Source organism: Myxacorys chilensis, assembly GCF_059505265.1.
Window position 1 is genome coordinate 16,080 of the sequence record NZ_JCACKG010000280.1, and the last position, 23,000, is coordinate 39,079.

The 23,000-nt window shown below is 48.2% G+C and carries 17 protein-coding genes; 7 read left to right on the plus strand and 10 right to left on the minus strand.

Translation table 11 applies throughout. The annotated features are described in order from the left end of the window. Positions 1-674 precede the first annotated feature (674 nt). The 7 genes from AC5JLB_RS28345 to AC5JLB_RS28375 all read right to left on the minus strand — a co-directional run bounded on the left by AC5JLB_RS28345 (position 675) and on the right by AC5JLB_RS28375 (position 9,067). Complete coding sequence (locus AC5JLB_RS28345; protein WP_495877185.1) at positions 675-1,793, minus strand: geranylgeranyl reductase family protein; 1,119 nt, start codon at positions 1,791-1,793, stop codon at positions 675-677. 539 nt (positions 1,794-2,332) lie between these two features. Then, the gene (locus AC5JLB_RS28350; RefSeq protein ID WP_495877186.1) at positions 2,333-3,706 is read right to left on the minus strand and encodes an FAD-binding oxidoreductase; all 1,374 of its coding nucleotides are present in this window, start codon (positions 3,704-3,706) and stop codon (positions 2,333-2,335) included. Between the two features lie 38 nt (positions 3,707-3,744). Then, the gene (locus AC5JLB_RS28355) at positions 3,745-4,200 is read right to left on the minus strand and encodes a DUF29 domain-containing protein (RefSeq protein WP_495877187.1); all 456 of its coding nucleotides are present in this window, start codon (positions 4,198-4,200) and stop codon (positions 3,745-3,747) included. Positions 4,201-4,209: 9 nt separating this feature from the next. Next, on the minus strand, positions 4,210-4,695 hold the full coding sequence (locus AC5JLB_RS28360) for a DUF29 domain-containing protein (RefSeq protein WP_495877188.1): 486 nt from the start codon (positions 4,693-4,695) through the stop codon (positions 4,210-4,212). 18 nt (positions 4,696-4,713) lie between these two features. Continuing rightward, entirely contained in the window at positions 4,714-6,021 is a 1,308-nt protein-coding gene (locus AC5JLB_RS28365; protein ID WP_495877189.1) for a cytosine deaminase, read from the minus strand. A 272-nt stretch (positions 6,022-6,293) separates the two neighbouring features. Beyond that, entirely contained in the window at positions 6,294-8,195 is a 1,902-nt protein-coding gene (gene dnaK / locus AC5JLB_RS28370) for a molecular chaperone DnaK (RefSeq protein ID WP_495877190.1), read from the minus strand. Positions 8,196-8,482: 287 nt separating this feature from the next. Then, positions 8,483-9,067: an Hsp20/alpha crystallin family protein gene (locus AC5JLB_RS28375; protein ID WP_495877191.1), complete on the minus strand. Its 585-nt coding sequence runs from the start codon at positions 9,065-9,067 to the stop codon at positions 8,483-8,485. 244 nt (positions 9,068-9,311) lie between these two features. Here AC5JLB_RS28375 and AC5JLB_RS28380 point away from each other — a divergent pair, with 244 nt between their 5' ends. Beyond that, on the plus strand, positions 9,312-10,193 hold the full coding sequence (locus tag AC5JLB_RS28380) for an Rpn family recombination-promoting nuclease/putative transposase (protein ID WP_495877192.1): 882 nt from the start codon (positions 9,312-9,314) through the stop codon (positions 10,191-10,193). A 43-nt stretch (positions 10,194-10,236) separates the two neighbouring features. Here AC5JLB_RS28380 and AC5JLB_RS28385 read toward each other — a convergent pair whose 3' ends face one another. Then, positions 10,237-11,757 (minus strand): RecQ family ATP-dependent DNA helicase, encoded by a 1,521-nt coding sequence (locus AC5JLB_RS28385; RefSeq protein ID WP_495877193.1) that lies wholly within the window; start codon positions 11,755-11,757, stop codon positions 10,237-10,239. A 1,185-nt stretch (positions 11,758-12,942) separates the two neighbouring features. On the opposite strand from AC5JLB_RS28385, the gene AC5JLB_RS28390 reads away from it, so the two are divergent. Continuing rightward, a complete protein-coding gene (locus AC5JLB_RS28390) occupies positions 12,943-14,295 on the plus strand; it encodes a D-alanyl-D-alanine carboxypeptidase (RefSeq protein WP_495877194.1) in 1,353 nt (450 codons plus the stop codon). A gap of 71 nt (positions 14,296-14,366) precedes the next feature. On the opposite strand, the gene AC5JLB_RS28395 is transcribed toward AC5JLB_RS28390, so the two are convergent. Beyond that, positions 14,367-14,642, minus strand: a complete 276-nt coding sequence (locus tag AC5JLB_RS28395; protein WP_495877195.1) for a DUF2171 domain-containing protein — start codon at positions 14,640-14,642, stop codon at positions 14,367-14,369. 688 nt (positions 14,643-15,330) lie between these two features. Between AC5JLB_RS28395 and AC5JLB_RS28400 the strand changes: the two genes are divergently transcribed. The 5 genes from AC5JLB_RS28400 to AC5JLB_RS28420 all read left to right on the plus strand — a co-directional run bounded on the left by AC5JLB_RS28400 (position 15,331) and on the right by AC5JLB_RS28420 (position 22,612). Continuing rightward, entirely contained in the window at positions 15,331-15,915 is a 585-nt protein-coding gene (locus AC5JLB_RS28400) for a hypothetical protein (protein ID WP_495877196.1), read from the plus strand. A 249-nt stretch (positions 15,916-16,164) separates the two neighbouring features. Then, positions 16,165-17,229, plus strand: coding sequence for a glycosyltransferase family 4 protein (locus tag AC5JLB_RS28405; RefSeq protein WP_495877197.1), 1,065 nt, complete (start codon positions 16,165-16,167; stop codon positions 17,227-17,229). A 70-nt stretch (positions 17,230-17,299) separates the two neighbouring features. Next, positions 17,300-17,881: a hypothetical protein gene (locus tag AC5JLB_RS28410; RefSeq protein WP_495877198.1), complete on the plus strand. Its 582-nt coding sequence runs from the start codon at positions 17,300-17,302 to the stop codon at positions 17,879-17,881. Between the two features lie 205 nt (positions 17,882-18,086). Then, positions 18,087-21,761: a response regulator gene (locus AC5JLB_RS28415; protein ID WP_495877199.1), complete on the plus strand. Its 3,675-nt coding sequence runs from the start codon at positions 18,087-18,089 to the stop codon at positions 21,759-21,761. 8 nt (positions 21,762-21,769) lie between these two features. Next, positions 21,770-22,612 carry a CheR family methyltransferase gene (locus tag AC5JLB_RS28420; protein WP_495877200.1) on the plus strand — a complete coding sequence of 281 codons (843 nt, stop codon included), beginning with the start codon at positions 21,770-21,772 and terminating at the stop codon, positions 22,610-22,612. Between the two features lie 163 nt (positions 22,613-22,775). Here AC5JLB_RS28420 and AC5JLB_RS28425 read toward each other — a convergent pair. After that, the coding region (locus AC5JLB_RS28425; RefSeq protein WP_495877201.1) for a hypothetical protein at positions 22,776-23,000 on the minus strand (225 nt) is incomplete at its 5' end.

Genomic DNA, 23,000 nt, shown 5'->3' on the forward strand with positions numbered 1-23,000 from the left:
ATTATGAATTCTTTTGAATCACATAGTCGAAACGATTCCGATTTAGAAACTTTTTCAAAGAGATCACAACAGACCGTAATAATCCGTCTTTTGAACCTCAGCAAACGACAAAACCCCAGCTCGAAGAGCTAGGGTTAGGAATAGTAAGAATTTAGTCAGAAGATTTACAGCTCGGTTGTAGAGGAGAGCCGTAGGCGTTAAGAGTTTGAATAATTGGTAGACAAGATTTTAGCGCAATTGTAGAATTTGGTTCAAATTGGGTAAATTCCTACGTCTGAGAATCTATGAAAAGTTCAAGGAAGATTAGATTTAGCTACAAGCAAGTGTTCCGCGTATCTTTATTACTCAACGCTGTACTGATTATTTTAGGGACAGTGCTTTTTCTGAAGTCGCCAGCATCGGCACTATCCATTGATGTGATTGGCTCGACGGGAACTTCCAAGTCTTACAAGCTGGGAATCGTACCAAATGACATTGTGTTTGTGTACTGCAATGAGGGTCGCAGTACAGCCTCTCTAGGTTACTTGAGAAATACTCAAGCGCTCACTTGCGCTTCACGGTAGTTTTTTAGCGTTGTGGAAGCGAGAAGACCCCGCCTCCGCAGTTTCTACAGAGGTGCGATTGACGCTATGTCCTTCGGAGCCTGCGCCTTTGGCGCTAGGCGCACCACTCATCTATCCCATTCCGGGAATCAGTCCGCCACTTAACCGCTTCAGCGCACGAGTAGCGACATCTGCATAGCGCAACTCGCCGCACATAATTTTGCCCAACCGATCGGTTGCAGTCGGACGTTTCACGCCCACTTTGTAACCAATTCCCGGTACACGGTAGAACACACCTGCTAAGCGTTGCGCCCACGCCATATCACTTCCCCATTCCTGCTGAATCGTGGTGGTGTAGGTGGCCAGCGCATTTGGATTGCCAGCCAACGCTTGATCGATGGCTTCGGCTGCCTTCATGCCAGTAAACATTGATGGGCGAATTCCTTCAGCCGTCATTGGGTCTACGATCGCAGCACTCTCTCCAGCCAATAGCGCATTCCGGGTGTGCAGTGTCTCATCGCCATCCCAAAACGCGATTGGGTGCTGATAGATTTGCGCGCCCGCCGTGTTGATTCTGGCTTCTGCAGCATAGTCAAGCAGGGCTGCCTTGAGATCTAGGCCATCTCCGCCACGAAATGTTGCTGTTCCGGCGGAGAAGCCATCTGCTTTGGGAAGACTCCAGACAAAACCATTTTTGACCATCCCAAAATCAAACTGCGCCGCGCCGCTATCCGCATTAGGCACTTCCATCACGGCTCCCATACGGGTTTTGCGCTCCTTAAAGCCCAACCACTTCGCCATAGGACCTTTCGCCCCATCTGCTGCAATCAGGTAGCGGGCTTCTAAGGTTCCTTCGGTGGTGTTGACTTGCCAGTGGTCGCCCTTAAACTCGATGCCTGTAACGGCAGTATTGTCGCGCAGTTCTGCACCAAGTTGCTGAGCTTGTTTGATCAAGAAGTGATCAAATTCATCACGTCGCACCATCCACATTGGCTCTGGTGTGTTGAGCGTTGCATTAACCGGATCGCCCAATTTCCAGGTGTAGCGAATTGTGTTGACTTTGCGAGAGATCACAGGACTGAAATCGCAATCAAACCATTGCGCGATCGCAGGGGACACTCCACCACTACACGCTTTATATCGGGGAAGAGCATCCTTTTCTAGGACTAATACTGAGCGTCCCCGCTTAGCGAGGTGGTAAGCAGCAGTTCCTCCGGCGGGTCCGGCTCCGACAACGATACAGTCAAACATGCTGAGACTTCACTCCTAACGACATCAACTTCTCAACTAGCTCATTCAGAGGCTTACACCCCTAATCCGAACGATTTAGAGATTCCCTATCTAAGCTGTTTACTTCGACGAACTTAGATTACCTCAGGCAATGTAACGTGTTTTATACCGTTTGACACGAATTGTTTTTCTTACGTGAATTTTCTACGTAATTCATGTTTGTCATTTAGGACGGAAATAGAGGCTTAAATGCCTCAGATTCTGAAATTTTCAGTGTTTTTAGAATATAGCGTTTTTGGAATCTTAATAATGTGTGCCTATTTTTGTAGAAGCGATCGCGTAACAAACTGTAGCCAGCCAAGCGTTAAACCCGGAGTTTAGACGTGGAGTGAGTCCGACATCCTTCTGCAAATAATTTTTCAGCCTATTAACCTACTGTCATCTTTAGTACAAGGTTTTGATGAGTACAAAGTTTTGATGTAGCAGTAGTATGGCTTCATCGAATTCTTACATTGATTCAGATTTTAGTGAGCTGAGTTAGCTCATGACTTTGCTCTCGATTAGCTCTGCTTAGCTTCTATTTGTACAACATTCTCTAGCCAAGCCCGCATTTTACCCGGATTCAGCAACCCGTAAGGGTCAACTTTCTGTTTGAATTGAAGTTGAGCTATATCTACTGTTTTCATACCGCCATCCTCAATCAGATAGGTGTGCGGATTAAAGATATAGGCTCCTTTAGATTCGTGATATTTGATGATCTCATTCAGACGTTCTTCTGTAGAATAGCGAACTAACTGAAGCGATGCAGGACGGGCAGTTCCGCCATAGCGCAAAAACTCTAAATGCATCATGATTTCGTTTCCAAAATGATGATACATGTGTTCAATTAGTTCTAGGTTCTTGTCATTTGGAAACAGAGCCTGTAAGTAAGTAATCGTTGGATCAACGCTGCGAGCATGAAGCGTCGTATGATTCCAAGAATATTCTGCAAGCATTACTCCTCGACTCATATCTTGGGCGCTCTTTTGATAGGTAATCGTGCCATTAAATTCTTCCAAAAATTCGTTTAACGGCTCTAAACATGTCTCGGAAACCATCAATAAAGCACAGTGAGTTCCGTTTGGAATATAGCTCTTTAACGCTGCAAAATAATTTGGAATTGGGTCAGGGCAAATACAAACCAATTTTTTAAGCATTCCATCTGCATCGCTCAGCGCTTGACCAAATCGTGCAGCGCTCATGAAATCAGGAAAGGTCGCAATGATTTCTGTCCAAGGATAGGCGGGAGCTAAAGGAATTTCTAATTCCGTAATAATCCCATTTGTGCCATAGGCGTGCGCCACTTTGTAGACGTCATCGCCGCGCAGTTCAATTACACGCGGCTGATCTTCCATCGTGACAACTCGAACCGCTAAAAGATTGCCGCGATCGCGCAGTTGTCCGTACATCACCGAGCCAATTCCGCCACTGCCGCCGCCAATAAATCCTCCAATCGTAGCGGTTCGATACGTCGAGGGAGCCATGCGAATTTCCCAACCGATTTCTCGCGTCTGTTTGTCGATCGCGGCTAATTTTGCTCCGGGTTCCACACAAGCTAGACCCGGTTTCATCCACTTCACGGCGGTCATTCGGGTCATGTCTAAAATGACGCCCCCTTCGAGCGGGATGCACTGCCCGTAGTTTCCGGTTCCTGCACCTCGCACGGTCAGCGGAATCTTATATTTCACACAAGCCTGAGCCACACGGAGCACTTCCGCTTCGTTCGCTGGACGAATTACAACATCGCCCACTTTGTCTTTCAGTTGTGACGTTAAGACCGGGCTGAAGTGATAGTAGTCCTGCGATAGTTTGGCAACTTGGCTCGGGTCAGTGATGAGGTCGAGTCCATTGAGGTCGCTCAGAAGTGCGTCTAGATGGGTGGTGGCTGAAGTCATAATGCTAAGCGAAGCCTCTTTATATCTAACCTATAGAATTATTCGGGAAAAAAGTTAGTATCTAAAACCTCCGAAATGGAGTAAGAGCAACCTTGAGGAAAGGTTTCAGGAGGTAAACCTGTTTCTGCTGCGGCTTGGGCAACGGCTTTTCGGTAGCATTTCTCAAGTACCTCACTTGGATAAGCGGTGAGACTAGGAGAATCTTCGAGGATGTCTTCAATGCGCTGACGATGCTCGACGATGCTACCCTTCCAACTGCCGCTTCTCTTGCTAGGTTGATAGTGCCATTTTAGGAGATGCAGTAAAAGAACGATGAGATTACTTCTCAAGTGTTGTCGTTCCCTGCGTGCCATTCCTTCCATTTCCTCGATCACATTTTCCCAGTCTACGCTGGCATAGTCTTGGTGCTTTAGCTTTTTAACCGTAGTCTCAATCCAGCTAATATAGTCTGCGTTGTAGAGATTTGATTGACGGGCTAGGTCTGTATTCATCATTTGGTTGCCTTACTCATTTGTTTGAGCAGAGTTTACTTGGTCAGAGAAGATTGCGAGGAGAAAATTGGCATCTAAAATCTCAATTGCTGAGTAAGGACAACGATTAGGAAACGTTTCAGGCGATAAGCCTGTTTCTACTGATGCTTGTACGGTTGCATCCTCATAACTTTCATCAAAAATCTCTTCTAAATAAGGCTTTAAGCTAGGGGAGTCTCTAAGAGCCTTGAGAATGCGTCTGCGATGTTCAACAATGCTACCCTTCCAACTACCGCTTCTTTGATCGGGCTGGTAGTGCCACTTTAATAGATGGATCAAGAGAATTGTGAGATTGCTCTCAAAGCCTTGACGCTCGCTACGCCCCATATCTTCGACTTCCTCAATCAGATTTTCCCAATCGATACTGGTGTAATCGCGATCTTTTAGGTTTTTGGCGGTTGTCTCGATCCATTTCAAATAATCTGTCTCGTACAGATTGATTTGTAGATTTATATTCATGACAAACAACTCCTAAAACTACTTCACAAATAAATCATCTAACTCAGCATAATCGGGTAATGCGGTTTCGATCGCGTTGCCATCTCTTAGAACGATTCGATCGTGCTGCGATCGCGACAATAGTTCACTGTAGTTTCGCGCCTTGAATATAATTAAGTCCGCAGGCAGCCCAACCCCAATCCGCCCCACATTTGGTAATCCCATCAGATCGGCTGGAGTTGACGTAATGGCATTCACCCAGTCTCCATAGGGATGATCAAGTTGAGCAATGCGAACGGACATGTTAAAAACTTCAAATGCATCATGATCACCAAATGCGAAAAATGGATCACGGCAATTGTCAGATGCGATCGCAACGGGAACTTTAGCCGCTTTAAGTTCGTGCAGTAATGTTACGCCTCGCCAACGAGGAGTTTGCTTTGGCAGCCGTCCTTGCAGATATAGATTGCACATTGGCAAACTCACCACTCCAATTCCAGCTTTTCTAACCAGTTGAATGGTCTTATTAGCTTCAGTATCTTCTTGAGCCGATAGACTACAGCAATGTCCGCAAACGACCTTACTTTTGTATTGATGACGCAGAACGGCTTGAGCAATGTATCGTAGCGTCATTGAATTTGGGTCGTTTGTTTCATCGCTGTGAAAGTCAAGATGAAGCTTGCGCTCTTTCGCTAATGCAAACACTCGATCTAGTTGTTGGTCAATGTCAGGATTCATGTAAACAACGCCGCCTAAGATGCCATTAGATTGAGCGACTAAATCTGCTAATGCTTCACCTTCAGGTGCAAGAAAATAGTCTAACGGAACGAGCGAAACGGCTTGGAGAATCATGCGATCGCGCCATTGCTCTCTCAAGTCTCGAAACACGCTGAAACTCATCTCGCCTTGTTTGCCAAACGAATCAATGTGTGTGCGAATCGCTTTTGTGCCATGGGCATAACTACACTTCAATCCAAATTCCATACGGCGATACACATCTTCAGCAGTCCACTTCTTAGCGTCAGATTTCGCGGCGATCAAAGCGCTATCGAATGTGCCATCTGGGTTCGGTGTTCGAGTCCAACTGTGTCCTTTGTCTAAATGAGTGTGCAAATCCACAAAACATGACCACACCATCCGACCTTTGAGATCTAACGAGGGGTGAGTATAGGTATCGTAAGTTCCGGCAGCTAAAATTGTTGAAATTGCCCCGTCTACAATTTCTAAATCAACCGACAGCAAGCCATCATTCGCTGCTTTGCGGCTTGTCCATTTATTGCCGCTCACAATCAGAGACGCTGGAACATGGGCATTACGGAGCCAATAGTGATTTGAGTCAAAGATCATGGGATGCAAGCAGCTTAAAAGTCTATTTTCAGCGATCGCAGGAACTTTGCGTAGCGCGCTCTAATCGGTTCTTATGGAGTGGCGCTGTCAATGTAGACAACAGGTGAATGAGCATAACGAAGCGCGATCGCGAGGCATTAGGCCTGTAGACATCATAAATGACCAATAACAGATGACCAACTTAAACAAAAAGCTGGTGACTTCCTTTCAGAAGTCACCAGCTTTTTAAGATTTAGAACTTAATCGCTAGGACTCTAGCAACTAGCTGTTCACTACTTCGACTCGGTGAAGTCAGCGTCGATCACATCATCACCACTCGGAGCCGCTCCACTATCGGGGGCTGCGCCTGCATCAGGTCCAGCAGCATCGCCGCCCGACTGCTGATACAGATTGGTTGTGATGCCGTAGAGGGCTTGTTGCAGATCGGTGGTGAGTGTCTTGATCCGATCGAAATCTTCCGATGCGATCGCTTCGCGCAGATCTTTCACCAATCCATCCACCTTAGTCTTGTCGTCTGCCGGAACCTTATCGCCAAGCTCACTCATCTGCTTCTCAGCTTGGTAAGCCAGCGAGTCAGCTTGGTTCTTGAGGTCGATGCGCTCACGCCGCTCTTTGTCGGTCGATGCGTTTTGTTCTGCATCGCGCACCATCCGCTCAACATCATCCTTAGGCAGCGTCGAAGCACCCGTAATGCTGATCGACTGCTCTTTGCCAGTGCCCTTATCTTTCGCCGAGACGGTTAAGATGCCGTTTGCGTCGATGTCAAAAGTGACTTCGATTTGAGGGACGCCACGTGGAGCCGGAGGAATGCCGTCTAAACGGAAGGTTCCAAGGCTCTTGTTGTCGTTCGACATCTCGCGCTCACCTTGCAGCACGTGAATTTCCACGTTGCTTTGTCCATCTACTGCTGTCGAGAACACTTCAGATTTCTTGGTTGGAATCGTGGTGTTACGAGGAATAATCTTAGTCATTACGCCGCCCAAGGTTTCAACACCGAGAGAGAGCGGAGACACATCCAGCAACAGAATGTCTTTGACTTCCCCAGCCAAGACGCCTGCTTGAATTGCTGCACCAACAGCAACTACTTCATCTGGGTTCACGGTCTGGTTGGGAGCTTTGCCAAGGACACGCTTCACAACATCTTGTACTGCTGGCATCCGAGTCGAACCACCGACGAGAACCACTTCGTCAATTTTGCTCTTGTCGAGCTTAGAATCGCGGAGAGCAGCTTCAACAGGAATGCGACAGCGATCGAAGAGATCGGCACACAATTCCTCAAATTTGCCGCGCGTTAGCGTCGTGTCGAGGTGCTTCGGACCGTCTTGCGTTGCGGTGATGAACGGCAAGTTGATTTCAGCTTGAGTGACGCTGGAAAGCTCCATTTTTGCCTTCTCAGCCGCTTCAGTTAAACGCTGTAGGGCTTGCTTGTCTTTCCGCAAGTCAATGCCTTCTGCCTTCTGAAACTCAGCCGCTAGGTAATCCACGATCTTCTTGTCGAAGTCGTCACCACCCAAGTGAGTGTCACCAGAGGTCGCCAACACTTCAAACACGCCATCACCTACTTCGAGGATGGATACGTCAAACGTACCACCACCCAAGTCAAAGACGAGGATCGTTTCGTTGCTCTTCTTGTCGAGACCGTATGCTAGCGATGCAGCCGTCGGCTCGTTGATAATCCGCAGGACTTCAACACCCGCGATCTTTCCAGCGTCTTTCGTCGCCTGACGCTGCGAGTCGTTGAAGTAAGCCGGAACCGTAATCACGGCTTGGGTAACGGTTTCACCCAAGTACTTGCTGGCGTCTTCAACCAGCTTGCGAAGCACTTGCGAGGAGATTTCTTCGGGAGCAAACTGCTTACCCGCTGCAGGACAGTCAAGTTTGACGTTGCCGCCTGCGTTAATCACTTTGTAAGAAACTTCGGTGGCTTCATGCGTCACTTCGTCAAATCGACGACCAATAAAGCGTTTTACCGAATAGAACGTGTTTTCAGGGTTCATCACGGCTTGGCGCTTAGCAATTTGACCGACTAAGCGATCGCCGTTTTTTGCAAATGCCACAACCGAGGGGGTCGTGCGGAACCCTTCTGCGTTAGCAATGACAGTGGGCTTGCCACCCTCCATGACTGCAACACACGAGTTTGTCGTTCCTAAATCAATTCCAACAACCTTTGCCATATCTGTGCTTTGGCTCCATCAAATCAGCGAGTTAACTTTGGGGATTGGCGAGTCGTGCCAGAAGCAGGAGGGCGGCGCGGACTCAAACGGGTTTGCGAAAGAGTAAAACCTAATTACCTGAAGCAACACAAATCCCCCTCCTTATATACTGTTCAGGTTCGGCACTTCCATGAAGGGGTATTTACCGAACCTATCTTGGTGGGGTGAGAGGGGGACGTCAGGGGAAGAAAGGGCTGAAACAGGCTCCCTGTCTAATTTCTAAGCCCAATCATCCCCGCTTCAGAAGCTTAGTGCCAAGCGTCACCTGTCATTTCGGCGGTTGCGTCTGTGGTTGATGCGAAATTGCGCTCTGCGCTAATCGCTTCGGGTTGAGCCGCTTCAGCAGGAGCGACTGGCTCTGCCAAGTTCCCTTGGATCGCTTCGGGAGCGGGATCACCTAGCACGTTCACTTTCACAACCGAGGGCTTGACAGCTTGCAGTCGGGGTAGAGTCAAGGTCAAGATGCCATCTTTGAACTCGGCTTTGACCTGCTCGTTCTGTACGGGAGCAGGAAGCGGAATCACGCGCTGGAAAGTACCATAGCGGAACTCCGAGCGGAAGTAGCCGTTATTTTCAGTCTTCTCGAACTTGTGTTCACCAGAGATGGAAACTGCCTTCTGACCGACTTGGACATCGAGATTCTTGGCATCGATGCCAGGAAGTTGAGCGCGGAGAGTGAACTCAGTGTCTGTACTCGCAAGTTCAACTGCCGGAGACCAATGCTCAGACTTAAGCAGCGCTTCGCGAGTCGGTGCTAGGTCTTCAAACATGCGGTCAAATTGACGCCGAGCAGCTTCCATTTCTTGCCAAGGTTGCCAACGGAGAGTCATCATTACAGTCACCTTTTAGAGTCATTAAAGAGAGGGTAGAAGACAGGAAGTTGTTCATCTCAGTGGTGTGAATCAACTGCCTTGTCTGTATGTATCTACTGTATAGGGGGAGCGCGATCGCGGCATTGAGGCAAACCGTAACAGGGCTGTTGTGGTTCCCGATGGCTGAAAATTTCAGCGATGTTAGGTTTACCGTTCAAGCCGTTGGGGTTTACCGTATAGATACGATTACCTTTGTGTTGTGGCTATGGCTGGCGTTTTTATCAACCCCAAAACCGACTTTGCGTTCAAGAAGATCTTTGGCTCAAAACGGAGTAAAGATATTTTGATCAGCTTTCTCAATGCCATTCTCTATCAGGGACGATCGATCATTGAGGATGTAGAGATTCTCGACCCGTATCAAGCGCCGCGTATTAAAGGCATAAAAGATTCTTACGTTGATGTGAAGGCAACGATCGTAGGCGGTAAAACGGTCATCATTGAGATGCAGGCTCTAAATGTATTGGGATTTGAGAAACGAGTTCTGTATAATGCTGCGAAAGCGTTTTCAGTTCAACTTAATGTTGGAGAAGACTACACACTACTTAATTCTGTGATTGCACTAACGATTACAGATTTTGAGATGTTTCCTGAAACGCAGAAAGTCATCTCTCGATACAAACTTAAAGAACAAGAAGAACTCACCGATTATAGCGACGACATCGAACTTGTGTTTGTCGAGTTGCCCAAGTTTCAGAAGTCGCTTGAAGAGCTAGAGACGATCACAGACAAGTGGTTGTACTTTCTCAAGTGTGCCAATCAGCTTCAAGCAGTGCCGTCTAGCTTGGATTCAGTTCCGGCGATTCATCGCGCTTTTGAAGTAGCTAAGCAAAGTAGGTTGTCTCGAAAAGAATTAGAGGTATTGGACAAGCAACAAATGTTTATTCACGATAGCCGAAACGCAATTCTCAAGGCTCAGCAAGACGCCAGAGAGCGAGGACTACAAGAAGGCAGACAAGAAGGAGAAGAAATTGGGGCGAAGAAAACCGCGATCGCAATTGCTCAGCAGCTCCTCGGTGTACTTGACGCAGACACTATTAGCCAAAAAACTGGACTGACGATCGCTGAAATTCAATCCTTGCCCCACTGAAAACTGCCGTTCTGCAATTGAACATCGCTCAAGCTATTTAGTTCTAGCGCTTTTGGCACGAGTCACACTGTCCACAGTGGAACGCTTTGGCTTCTGTCTCAAACCCAAAGGCAGAAAGCAGAAATTGCCAGCGGCAACCTTTTGTCGTGAGATAGTTTCGCATGGGTTGTGCAGAGTTTAAGGTTGCGTTGTGCTTCGTATTTTGAGGCAGATTGATTTTGTAATGGAAGGGGTCGCTCCAGGTGAGGTTGCCGCTACTGTGCAGCAGAGACAGCGCGATCGCACCCTCTTTAAACTGTTTGGAAACATCTGCTACTGATCCCTCAGTTGGAATTTTTTGAGCTAATTGTTGAGCCGATTGAATCTGCGATCGCGCTTGACGCTGAAAGAAGTCCCAACGCTGTTTGTCGTCTGGATCGAGCCAATTGCTGGCCAGGGTCAGCGCGATCGCCCGCTTGCCATCTCGTCCAGCTCGCCCAATTTCCTGCACATATTCACTGAGCAACAACGGCGCGTGATAATGCACAATCCATCGCAAGTCGGACTTGTCGATTCCCATTCCAAAGGCGTTTGTACAGACTACAAACTGCAATTTGCCACTTAGCCAGTCGTGTTCAATTTGGCGGCGATTCGCATCAGGGGCGCAAGTTTTGGAGGGAGCGATCCAAGGGAGCTTGGCAGAGCCAATCGCTCCAAGTCCAGCATGGTAGGCAGCCGTCCGGTAGCCTTGCTGCTGCAATTGAGCGGCTAGGGCTTCGCTGTCGCTCCGTGTCCGAACGTAGACTAATCCGGGTTGCTGACCTTGGGCTTGGATGAACTGAAACAAGCGCTGGCGGCGTCCTTTTGGGGTTGAAACTGACTGGACGTTGAGCGATAGATTAGCGCGGTAGGGACTGAGGCGGAACAGATTAGGGGCGTCGAGGTGGAGGACTCGTTGAATTGTTTGTTGCGTGATCGGATCGGCGGTGGCGGTAAAGGCTGCGATCGCAATGTGAGTTCCGGGCGGTTTGTGTTGTAGCAGGGCAGGACGAACAGCTCCTAATCGGTAGTAGGCAGGGCGAAAGGTTTCTCCCCACTGGGCAAGGCAATGCGCCTCGTCTAAAATTAAGCCGTTGATTTTGAGGTCAGGGGCACAGAGCCGCTGCCACACAGAAGCGCTCAACAATGTTTCAGGAGATAAATACAGCAGGCGTAGTTGCTGCGTTTCTAGTGCCCACAACACCTTCTTGCGGTCTGCGTTTGGCATCTCGCTATGCAGAAGTGCGGCGGGCAAGCGTCGCCGTTTCAGGTCTTGAACCTGATTTTCCATCAATGCAACGAGGGGCGAGACGATTAGAGTGAGGCCCGATTGCATCAGTGCTGGAAGTTGGAAGCAAATTGATTTGCCGCCCCCCGTTGGCAGAATGATTAGGGCATCTTGTCCGGTCAACAGCGTTTGAATGATTTCGCCCTGCGGGAATCGGAAGTCGGAGTAGCCCCAAATCTGTTGAAGGAGCAATTTCATCGAAGCTTGTATCTTTGATGCTAGTCGCGGCTGAGCGAGCGGGGGCTGAGAAGAATCCATGCTTGGGAGAAAATACGCTTTCTGTAGAATACCCGGACAGAGGCTTGGCGCTGAGTTTGAGTTAAAATTTTGCCTCAGTTTCTATGACAGATTGGGCTTTTTAGATACAGCGCGAGGATTCGTGTCAAATTCTCTTCAGGGCAGGATGGAATCGACGCGATCGCGCCTCTGGTGAGATTCCAGTCTCAGCAAACTCTTTCGCAATTAGCCTGTAGCTGAAGCCTTTGCAAATTAATCTGCAATGAGGAAGGGGCGGAAGAGGTGAATGGCTCCTTTTTTGACACCTTTGAGGTAAAAAGCCCGAAGTTTCAAGCTCTGAAGGCGAAACATGGAGTTCTGAGCCTGGAGTTCCGAGCAAAAAGCCTGAAGTTCCGGGTTCCGAAGGCGAAAGACCGGGTTCTGAGCTTGAAGTTCCGAGTAAAAAGCTTGGAGTTTCAAGCTCTGAAGGCGAAACATGGAGTTCTGAGCCTGGAGTTCCGAGTAAAAAGCCTGAAGTCTCGCGTTCTGGACGTGGAACATCGAGTTCCGAGCTTCATCTTTCGAGTAAGGAACCTGAAACTTGGGGATCTGAGGTCAAAGCTTTTAGATTGGCACTGAAGCTTTGCAATTGATTCGCCAAGCTTCAAAACATTGAACTGTTTAACGAGCAATGTTAGGAAGAATCTCATAAAGCGTTACAAGATCTTTGAGGATGCGATCGCGACAACATGAGTAAAAACTGCCTAAGACATGCCAAAGGTTTTAATTTCTACAACAATACAGAGTATGAAAAGCCCAATGCCCTGTTAGTCTGTTTTGAGCAAGAGAAAAACCGGCGCAAACAACTCGTAATATCATCCTCTACGCCGAAACCAACACATTGAATGATTCTCTGAACGTCACTGTGAACATTAAGGACAATCTGTTTTTTGGAACGTCCCCAACACGGGACAATGCGCTAATCTTTGACCCAACATTTGGACAATGGGGGACTCAATTAAAGAAATTTACCACCCCGATCGCGAGCTTCTGAACCGTTTACCTGCCAATTCAGGAGCCATTATCTCGGATTAAAATTGGCAGCGAAATTGAAAAGTAGGAAAGCGAGTATTTACGCTAAGCTGTATTGCTGATAGGACTTACGCAATACCCGAAAGCTTTGTGCCAATCCTGGCTAACCAGGAAATTATCCCCCTTTTTCTTCTTATGCCCAACGTCTTTGAGCTTCGCCATCACAACCGGATCTTCCAATTTCTTCTTGTTGGTCTACTCACCGCTAGTGGCTGCACCGATCGCAACCCGACCGCCGCAACCGTTAATCCTGCTGCTGAGAGCGCTGCTAATAAAACCGTCGTGCCTCCCGTCGCGCAAAGTCCGCTTGCCGTTGCGATCGGGACACCCGACCCTCAAACCTCGGAGACCGTCAAGCAATACTTGAGCAAGTTAGCGGCTCAGGGCTATTCGGAACAAGATCAGGGCGTCTGGATACAATCGGGCAGCACCTTACTGGCAAATCACCAAGGTACAACTCCACTCTCAGCCGCGTCTCTCACAAAAGTCGCGACCTCGCTCGCAGCACTGCAAACCTTTGGGGTTGATCATCGGTTTGAAACGCTAATTGGCACAAACGGCAGCGTTGAGAATGGCATTGTCAAAGGTGATCTGATTGTCGTTGGTAATAACGACCCATTTTTCGTGTGGGAAGAAGCGATCGCAGTTGGCAATCTTCTGAACCAAATGCAGATCAAGCAAGTGACCGGAAAGCTAATCGTCGTCGGTCGCTTCTTTATGAACTTCGAGGTTGATCCGGCTCAATCGGGGGCATTGCTGAAGCAAAGCTTAGACTCTAGAACGTGGTCAGGAGAAGTCGCAGAGCAATATCGAACCCTGCCTGCTGGAACGGCAAAACCTACGGTTGCGATCGCAGGTGGCGTTCAAGCGGCATCGGCTCCTCCAGATACCTTCAGACCTCTGCTAAAGCACCAGTCCCTACCGCTTGCAGAACTGCTTAAGAAAATGAATCGCTACAGCAATAACCTAATGGCGGAGATCATTGCAAGTTCGGTCGGGGGCGCAAAAGTAGTATCGTATAAAGCTGCCCAAGCCGCTGGTGTTCCTCAAGCCGAAATTACATTGGTCAACGGCTCAGGCTTAGCTGTCGAAAACCGGATTTCTCCTCGTGCAGTCTGCTCCATGTTTCTAGCAATTGAGCGGTATCTTGAGCCAAAGAAGATGACGATCGCAGATATTTTTGCGGTAGTCGGACAAGACACCGGAATTCTTGAAACGCGCAATCTACCCACGCAAACCGTGACAAAATCTGGCAGTTTAGACGCAGTAAGCGCTTTAGCAGGCGCATTTCCAACCCGTCAAAAAGGCGTCGTTTGGTTTGTGGTGATGAACGGCGGAGGCTCAAATTTAGATGGCTTCCGCGCCGGACAAGAAACGCTGCTGCGATCGCTCGTTGGACAGTGGGGAACGGCTCAAGCGGCTCCCTCTGAACTAGTGGCGAATCGCGATCGCAGCACCCTGACCTCCATCACCGAACGGGTGAATTAGCAACCAATTGGCTGATGATCTAGTAACTAAGCTGGTGAAGTAGAGCATCGCAACACCGATGCTCAAAACCTTTAAGCGCCAGGAGATTGATCCATCAACTCTGACGTGACTTCATCAATGGTCTTGTTGAGGAAAACGGCGCTCTCATCCACTGCACGAATCCAAGAAACGGGAAACCAGGAGGGTTCGCTTTGAGGAGCACCCTGCTTACTGTGCTTTGTAAATTTGACGTACTGATCGCCTTCTAACCCATCAACATTGCCAATATGGACGTCCGATGCACCGTCTAGACCTCCCCGTCCTTCAGCATAAACAGCAAGATTCTCTTTGATCTTGGAAATATCCATCACAAACCTCTCAATTCAAATAGTTCACTAAATAGGCAAACGTGCAAATTGCAGCACGATCCAAAACCATCTATTAAGGTGTGCTTAGCGTAAAGCCTAGCTCTATACAGACTGCCACCTCAAACGTCAGTTCTAGAGAAGCTTTCAGATTACGGGTTTGGCGATCGCAAGACATCATTCTCCAGACCGAACCTTAATGCCCACCTACGACTGATGAGAAGCTCTGTGGCCAAGGGCTGAGCCTTTCACAACTAGTTAACGTCAATTTGGGGTTAAGCCATCAGTGCCAAAGCCACGCTCCAACCCGCCCTCGCTTCTCGACCCGTCCCCTCTCATTTCCCTTAGCGAGGGGGTGTCGGGGGACGGCTTCCGTCTCCTGACGAGCGGGGGCGCGGGGGGAAGTCCCCCGAATTGTGGCAACGCCACCCAACCCGCTCTAATCGTCTTATCCCGAATTCACGTTAGTTAGTATTTCTGTTTAGCGCCCTTTCAGAATTCAGTGAAGAAACCAGGCCCAATACAAATTTGATCTGCATTGACAAATATGAGGCTAACCAAAGATAAAACTAAACCATGCATCGAGCCAACATGTCATCATAATCTGATAAACCATCAGGAAAAGCTGTTGTGACCTATGAATAATGAGTCATACAGCATTTGAGACATCCGAATTTTAGGAGATGAGTGAATGAAATCGATTCTAAAGCGAAACCTTCTTAGCAGCCTGTGTAGTGCAAGTCTAGGCTTTGCGGTGCTTGCCGGATGCGCCCCATCCAATCCGCCTGTTGCCGTTACCCCCGAAGCTACCCCGTCCCAACTTCCGCCGCCTCCCCCTCAAGCGGCTATTAAAGCTGCTCCAAATAATGCGGCTCCAGATAATGCTCCAACCGTTCAAGCGCCTACTAGTGCTTCTCCAGGTTCATCTCCGACGGCCCAAGCCTCACCTAGCACTGACGGCAACCGCGATCGCGGTCAAATTACCTTCCCTGCTGGCAGTACCTCAACCAGCGTCGACGGAAATCTTGCTAGCAAAGCAATCGATCGCTATACCTTTACGGCCTCTGCTGGGCAGAATGGCACAATTTCCGTCGAGTCCCCCAACCAAACGGTTCTGCTAACGCTGATCGATCCTCAAGGCAGCCCAATTCAACGCTATCAGAGCGGTGCTTCTAGCTGGAGCGGTAAACTAAATGACAATGGAACGTACATCGTCGATGTTGTTGCTACAGGAGACGCATCGACTTACAAGTTAAACGTTTCTATTCAACCGTAGCTCAGTACTGGTTGGATCTTCTGTATGAATGTGTTAGCAATCGGATTAGAGCGTTAGAACTCATGCAGAAGATCTATATCGCTACTGCCAAAAATTGCATAAAAACATTGCTTTGGTACGAAACCGTATTTATTTTAGTGAAGGATTCATTCTTAGGCAAGATGCCCATCCCATCCCAAAGGCGTAGTGTTAAGTGTAGTTTGTTAAATTTGATAGTTAAATTTTCACTACAAAATTTGGAGATAGAACATGCGGATTGCCCAAATTGCTCCTCTATGGGAAAGCGTTCCACCCCCCGCGTATGGTGGAATTGAGCTTGTTGTTAGCTTGCTGACCGATGAATTGGTGCGGCGTGGGCATGATGTAACCCTCTTTGCATCGGGCGACTCACAAACCTTAGCTCAGCTAGAATCTGTGCATCCTCATGCGCTGCGGCTTGATCCCAGCGTTAACGAGCATCCTATTTATGAGATGTTGCAGTTGGGACGGCTCTACGATCGCGCTCAACAGTTTGATTTGATTCATTCTCATATTGGATGTGCAGCTTTGCCAATGGCGAAGTTGGTTAAGACGCCAACTGTTCACACTCTCCATGGAGTGTTCACACCTGATAACGAAAAGCTCTTTACCCATGCGCGTCAGCAGCCCTACGTTAGTATTTCCGATACACAACGAGAGCCACGTTTAAACCTGAACTATGTCTCGACGGTATATAACGGGATTGATTTAGCCTCTCACGAGTTCTATGCTGAGCCTTCTGATCCGCCTTATCTCGCCTTTTTAGGCCGCATTTCTCCAGAAAAAGGAACTCATTTGGCGATTGAGATCGCTCAGCGATCGGGATGGCACCTGAAGATGGCGGGTAAAGTGGATCGAGTCGATGTCGATTACTTTGAAGAGGCAATTCGCCCGCACATCGACGGCAAGCAAATTGAGTATGTAGGAGAGGCAAATCACGTCCAGAAGAACGCCTTACTGGGGAACGCCGTAGCTACTCTCTTTCCGATCACTTGGCGCGAACCGTTTGGATTAGTGATGGTGGAATCTATGGCTGCCGGAACACCAGTGATTGCGCTGCGACGAGGATCGGCACCCGAACTAATCAAACACGGCGAAACAGGATTTTTGTGTGACAGCGTGGATGAGTGCGTTGCCGCTCTTGACAAGATTGATTCGATTCGTCGCAGAGCTTGTCGATCGAACGTCAACCAAAAGTTTGGTGTCAAGCAAATGGTAGATGGGTATGAAGCAGTCTATCGGGAAGCTCTGTCGAAGCGGTTTGCGACAAACGGTCGGTTAGTGAGCGCAATCTAGCGACAGACTGCATCGTTTCTAGAATCGACGACTACACTAAAACACGGTGTGTCGTTGAGAGATAGAACCTGTGGAAGATACTTCAGCTAAAAGTGGGTCTGCTTGGGCAGAGTTTGCAATTATCGGAGTGCCGCAACTGTTTAGCGCGATCGCGGGCAAGGTGACGCGCTACAACATTGCTGGGCTGAGTAAAATCGCCAGTAACCGCTTTGGGGATGAGGCACTGATCCTCAACGCTCCAACGGGAGAAGTCTTGGTTCAGCAGGCGGGACGGTTCATCATCTGCGGCTCTACCTATGTTCAGGGCGCGGTACAAGCTAGCAATCCGAATGCCACGATTGATGTAATGGGAGCACTAATCATTCGCATTCCACCGAATCCAATTCCTAATCCAGGCATTCGGACTCACGAACTCCGGCTAGGGCAAAATGTCGTTGCGTTATCTCAAGACGGGAATATGCAAGACTCAGGGTTTAGCTTTTCGGGCTGTACAACGCTGATGCTGCCCGCCGGAGCAAAGATCAGCTTGCGAGTGGGAATTTTTGCTGACAATTTGACCAAAGGGCAATTTTTGAAATGGCAGACGCGAGCAGATTCCGCCGTAGGTGGAGCAAATCTCTCAATTCATGAGATTCCGGGTGGCATAGAGTAATGTGCTTTAGAGTTTGCCTTAGAAAAGGTGAAATCAGAGGGAGCCCCTTGCTCCCTCTTGAGGAGGACTGATCAGCACTTCAGATGCTTACAATGGAGCTAATGCTTGTCGCAACTTGAACTCACATCCGTATTGGCGTTAATAATACATTTAGCGTTAGTAATACAATAGATGAGAGAAGCAACACTGAATCTTGTACTTTGACATGTTGAATCGCCTAAAAATTGGGACCAAAATTGGGGCAGGCTTTACCCTTGGCTTAGCAATCTTTGCCGCGATCGGGATCGTCGCCTACCGAGGAACCAATCATCTCGTCGAGGCAAGACAGTGGGAACAGCACACCTATGAAGTGTTGGACGGTCTTAAGGACATTTTGGCTCTAGTACAAGATGCAGAGACAGGGCAACGAGGTTATCTTCTAACAGGCGATAAACAGTATCTCCAGCCTTACGAGAACGCTGCCAAAGGGCTAGACCAGAAGCTCGAAGCGGTACGGCAGCTAACGCAAGATAATCCTAGTCAACAAGCCAGCCTTAATGCTCTAGAACCTTTGATTGCAATCCGAATGAAAGCATTGCAAGCCAGCATTGAGTTGCGACAAACAAGAGGATTAGATGCATCAATTCAAAGAGTTCGCACAAATCTTGGCAAAAATGCGATGGACGACATTCGCCGTACTATTGCAACAATGGAAGCTAGGGAGAGCAGTCTCCTTGTTCAACGCACTCAAAATGCTCAGTCAGCCGCTCGAAACACATTAGACAGCATTATTTATGGCATTCCAATTTCTTTGGGTCTGCTCATCGTTCTGGGCGTTCTGCTGACACGCAATATTGCCAGCCCCCTAGAGCGCATGTCCGATCTGACTAAAGCGGTTGCTGAGGGTGATCTAAACGCAAGTTTGCCAAAGAGCGATCGCGCCGATGAAGTCGGGGTTCTCACTCGCAATTTCAACCGAATGATCGCCAATTTGCGGCAGACCACCTCGCGCAACGAAGAGCAAACCTGGCTCAAGTCAAACATTGCTGAGTTAAGCCAACTTCTGCAAGGACAGCGACAGCTTGAAACGGTTGCTCGTTCTGTTTTATCTCAGCTTGTGCCATTGGTCAATGCTCAGCAGGGCGCGTTCTACATTGTTGAGACGTTCGATGGTAAGCCAGTTTTGCAATTGCGCGGTAGCTATGCTTACCAAGAGCGCAAACATCTAGGCAATCAGTTTCAGCTTGGGGAAGGCTTGGTCGGACAGTGTGCGCTAGAGAAGCAGCGTATTTTGCTCACCGAAGTTCCGAGTGATTACATTCGGATTGGATCTGGCCTAGGTGAGGCAAAGCCGCTCAACATTGTGGTGCTGCCGATCGTATTTGAGCAGCAAGTCATTGCAGTGATGGAATTGGCATCATTTCATCAATTTAGTGACATTCACCTCAGATTGTTAGATCAAGTGAGTGAAACAATTGGAGTGGTGCTGGCTGCGATCGCGGCAACCATGCGTCAGCAAGAACTCTTAGAAGAAGCTCAGTCGCTGACTGAAGAGCTGCAAGCTCAGCAAGAAGAGCTAGAAGAGAGCAATGACCAACTGCACACGCAAGCAAAAGCACTGCAAGTATCAGAACAATTACTAAGGCAGCAACAGCAAGAATTAAAACACTCCAATGACGAGTTACAGCAACTTAACGAAGAATTAGAAGAAAAAGCTGAATCGTTAGAAGCGCAAAAACGCGAAGTAGAACACAAAAATGATGAGATTGAGCAAGCAAGATTAGCACTGCAAGAGAAAGCAGACCAACTCGCGCTCTCCTCTAAATACAAGTCAGAATTTTTGGCGAATATGTCCCACGAGTTGCGGACACCGCTCAATAGCTTGCTGATTTTAGCGCGTCTGCTATCCGATAACGCAGAAGGTAACTTAAGCAGAAAACAAGTGGAATACAGCCAAACGATTCATTCGTCTGGACAAGATTTGTTAATGCTCATTAACGACATTCTCGACCTAGCAAAAATTGAATCAGGAACGCTTTCTATTAATATCGAAGCCCTCTCCTTTACCGAATTGCGAGATGGTTTAGAGCGCACCTTTCGACAGATTGCCAAGGAAAAAGGCTTGACCTTTGCGATCGCATTAGACGAACAGTTGCCCTCCGCGATCGCAACCGATGCAAAACGGTTGCAGCAAGTGTTGAAGAACCTATTGTCTAATGCATTCAAGTTTACTGAGCAAGGTAGTGTGACCTTACAAATTAGCAGTACACAAAACTCGGTTGAGCAAGACTCCGACATGGGTAATGCGACGATTTTATTCGCCGTCAGCGATACGGGCATTGGAATTCCTGCCGACAAACAAAAGATTGTATTTGAAGCCTTCCAGCAAGTAGACGGGACAACTAGCCGTCGCTATGGCGGAACGGGATTGGGCTTATCGATTAGCCGCGAAATTGCGTCCTTGCTGGGCGGAGAACTGCGATTGGTCAGCCAACCAGGACAAGGTAGCACGTTCACGCTGTCTCTCCCTCAGCTTTACCGAGACGACCTAGCACTCAATGTTCAGCCAGAAGTTAGCTCTCGACGATCGCTGAGAACTGAAGCACCACCCGCGACCCCGTATCGAGACGCTTCACTTGCTCGCTCTAGCGTGCCTCAACCTTCCCAAGTCATTCAACCGCCATCCTATCCTGAACTTCCTGACGATCGCGACTCGATTCAACCGGGCGATCGCGTTCTGCTAATTATTGAAGATGATGTCAAATTTGCCAAAATTCTTCTAGACATGGCGCGGCAGCAGGGCTTTAAAGGATTAGTGGCGCTGCGGAGTCAAACCGGTTTAGCCTTGGCGCAACAGTTCCGACCCAATGCCATTATGCTCGACATCCATCTTCCTGACGGCGACGGATGGATGGTGCTAGATCGGCTCAAACGCGATCCAAACAGTCGCCACATTCCAATTCACGTCCTCTCCAGTGATGACCAGCGTCAGCGCGGGTTGCAATCCGGTGCGATCGCGTATCTCCTTAAACCAATTTCGCCCGAAGCATTGTCGCAAGTGCTAACCGATATCAAACACTTTATTGAACGCCGCGTTAGAAATTTACTAATCGTCGAAGATGACGTAGTACAAGCTCAAAGTATTATCGAATTGATTGGTAACGGAGATGTCAAGAGTACTGCCGTTTACACAGGAGCAGAAGCGATTGAAGCATTACAAACGAATACATTTGATTGCGTTGTAATAGACCTAGGCTTACCCGACATCAACGGTCTTGACTTGATTGAGCAGATCAAGCAGGAAGAGCGGTTGGCTGACCTACCAATTATCGTATACACGGGCAAAGAGCTAACCCGCCAAGAAGAAACGCAACTCAAGCGACTCGCTGAAACCATTATTGTCAAAGATGTGCGATCGCCAGAACGGCTTTTAGATGAAACATCCATTTTTCTCCATCGGGTGCAGTCAAACTTGCCGCAACCCAAGCGCCAAATGTTAGAATCGCTACGCCAAATTGATCCAGTTTTAGCCAATAAGAAAGTGCTAGTTGTCGATGATGATGTCCGCAATATTTTCGCAATCACCAGCTTGCTCGAAGGCTATCAGATGCAGGTAGAGTATGCAGAAAATGGCCGCGATGGAATTGATGTTCTGCAAGCGCATTCAGACATCGATGTTGTGCTGATGGACATCATGATGCCAGAAATGGATGGCTATGAAACGATGCAAACGATTCGTCAAGCCAATCAGTTTGCGGCACTGCCGATCATTGCGCTAACGGCTAAAGCGATGCAGGGCGATCGCGAAAAATGCATTGAAGCGGGGGCCTCAGACTACATCACGAAACCTGTTGATTCTGAACAGTTAATTTCTCTACTGCGGGTCTGGTTGTATCAGTAGAAAATTCTATGTCTTCTGACCCCACACCCTTAGAAGAAATTGAAATTCATCTCCTGTTAGAAGGCATTTATCGCTATCACGGATATGACTTTCGCAACTATGCGTCGTCTTCTATCAAGCGGCGAATTACTGGCTTCTTAACGGCTGAAAATTTATCTACTGTCTCAGCCTTGCAAAATCGCGTTTTGCACGATCGAGAGTGTTTCGATCGGTTCGTTCGCAGCCTGACGGTAAATGTCACCTCCATGTTTCGCGATCCAAGCTTTTACCTTGCCTTCCGAAATCATGTCATTCCAACCTTGCGAACCTATCCCTTTATTCGCATTTGGCACGCAGGCTGCTCCACTGGAGAAGAAGTTTATTCAATGGCAATTTTATTGCAAGAGGAAGGACTCTACGATCGTTGCCGACTCTACGGCACAGACGCCAATGAACAGGTATTGCAAACCGCGAAACAAGGGATCTACCCGTTGCGAATGATGAAAGCCTATACCCAACTTTATCTAAAGTCCGGGGGAGTGCGATCGTTTTCTGAATACTACACGGCGGCTTATGAAGAAGCCATTCTTAGAGCATCACTTAAAAAAAATATTGTGTTTGCACAACACAATTTAGTTACGGATGGTTCATTCAACGAATTCAACGTCATCTGCTGTCGCAACGTTTTAATTTACTTTAATCAGACCCTGCAAACGCGAGTTCACAATCTTTTTTACGACAGTCTATGCCCATTCGGAGTTTTAGGATTAGGGCAACAGGAATCAATTAAGTTCACTCAGCATTCTGCTCGTTACCAAGAGCTATCGCCACTAGATAAGCTCTATCGAAAAGTAGACTCAGTAGATCGATAAGTTTAGATCGTCAGAGGTAAGAAAATGGCTCACGCACTGAAAAGCGCTGCTCAACTGCCTACACCAAGAACTCCAGCATGGTTTTGAGCGGAAAGAGGGAGCGATAGACTCGTCGCGCTCCTGAACAAGGATGGCTGACAAAACACCAAAGTAACTAGATCCATCAATTGACGAGTACAAAAGCTAAAGCAACGAACAACAAGCGGACAACTGAGTTTTTCGTCGTCGTCCGAATGCGACTGTTATTCTTGCGATCGCTGGTTTCAATGCCAAAGCGATAATGATAGTCTTGATGCAAGGTAGACAGAGCCAGTCGAACGCGGTGGAACAGATAAAGCAGATGCTGAATTCCCCGTCGTCCCCGATTGCCTTGATGATAGCGGCAAAC

What these genes read in the sequence shown, in the direction of transcription:
- dnaK (WP_495877190.1), bottom strand. Translation starts at nt 8,195, where the DNA reads ATGGCAAAGGTTGTTGGAATTGATTTAGGAACGACAAACTCGTGTGTT.
- AC5JLB_RS28400 (WP_495877196.1), top strand. Translation starts at nt 15,331, where the DNA reads ATGAAATCGATTCTAAAGCGAAACCTTCTTAGCAGCCTGTGTAGTGCA.
- AC5JLB_RS28380 (WP_495877192.1), top strand. Translation starts at nt 9,312, where the DNA reads ATGGCTGGCGTTTTTATCAACCCCAAAACCGACTTTGCGTTCAAGAAG.
- AC5JLB_RS28420 (WP_495877200.1), top strand. Translation starts at nt 21,770, where the DNA reads ATGTCTTCTGACCCCACACCCTTAGAAGAAATTGAAATTCATCTCCTG.
- AC5JLB_RS28365 (WP_495877189.1), bottom strand. Translation starts at nt 6,021, where the DNA reads ATGATCTTTGACTCAAATCACTATTGGCTCCGTAATGCCCATGTTCCA.
- AC5JLB_RS28355 (WP_495877187.1), bottom strand. Translation starts at nt 4,200, where the DNA reads ATGATGAATACAGACCTAGCCCGTCAATCAAATCTCTACAACGCAGAC.
- AC5JLB_RS28345 (WP_495877185.1), bottom strand. Translation starts at nt 1,793, where the DNA reads ATGTTTGACTGTATCGTTGTCGGAGCCGGACCCGCCGGAGGAACTGCT.
- AC5JLB_RS28415 (WP_495877199.1), top strand. Translation starts at nt 18,087, where the DNA reads ATGTTGAATCGCCTAAAAATTGGGACCAAAATTGGGGCAGGCTTTACC.
- AC5JLB_RS28360 (WP_495877188.1), bottom strand. Translation starts at nt 4,695, where the DNA reads ATGAATATAAATCTACAAATCAATCTGTACGAGACAGATTATTTGAAA.
- AC5JLB_RS28390 (WP_495877194.1), top strand. Translation starts at nt 12,943, where the DNA reads ATGCCCAACGTCTTTGAGCTTCGCCATCACAACCGGATCTTCCAATTT.
- AC5JLB_RS28395 (WP_495877195.1), bottom strand. Translation starts at nt 14,642, where the DNA reads ATGGATATTTCCAAGATCAAAGAGAATCTTGCTGTTTATGCTGAAGGA.
- AC5JLB_RS28385 (WP_495877193.1), bottom strand. Translation starts at nt 11,757, where the DNA reads ATGGATTCTTCTCAGCCCCCGCTCGCTCAGCCGCGACTAGCATCAAAG.
- AC5JLB_RS28350 (WP_495877186.1), bottom strand. Translation starts at nt 3,706, where the DNA reads ATGACTTCAGCCACCACCCATCTAGACGCACTTCTGAGCGACCTCAAT.
- AC5JLB_RS28405 (WP_495877197.1), top strand. Translation starts at nt 16,165, where the DNA reads ATGCGGATTGCCCAAATTGCTCCTCTATGGGAAAGCGTTCCACCCCCC.
- AC5JLB_RS28375 (WP_495877191.1), bottom strand. Translation starts at nt 9,067, where the DNA reads ATGATGACTCTCCGTTGGCAACCTTGGCAAGAAATGGAAGCTGCTCGG.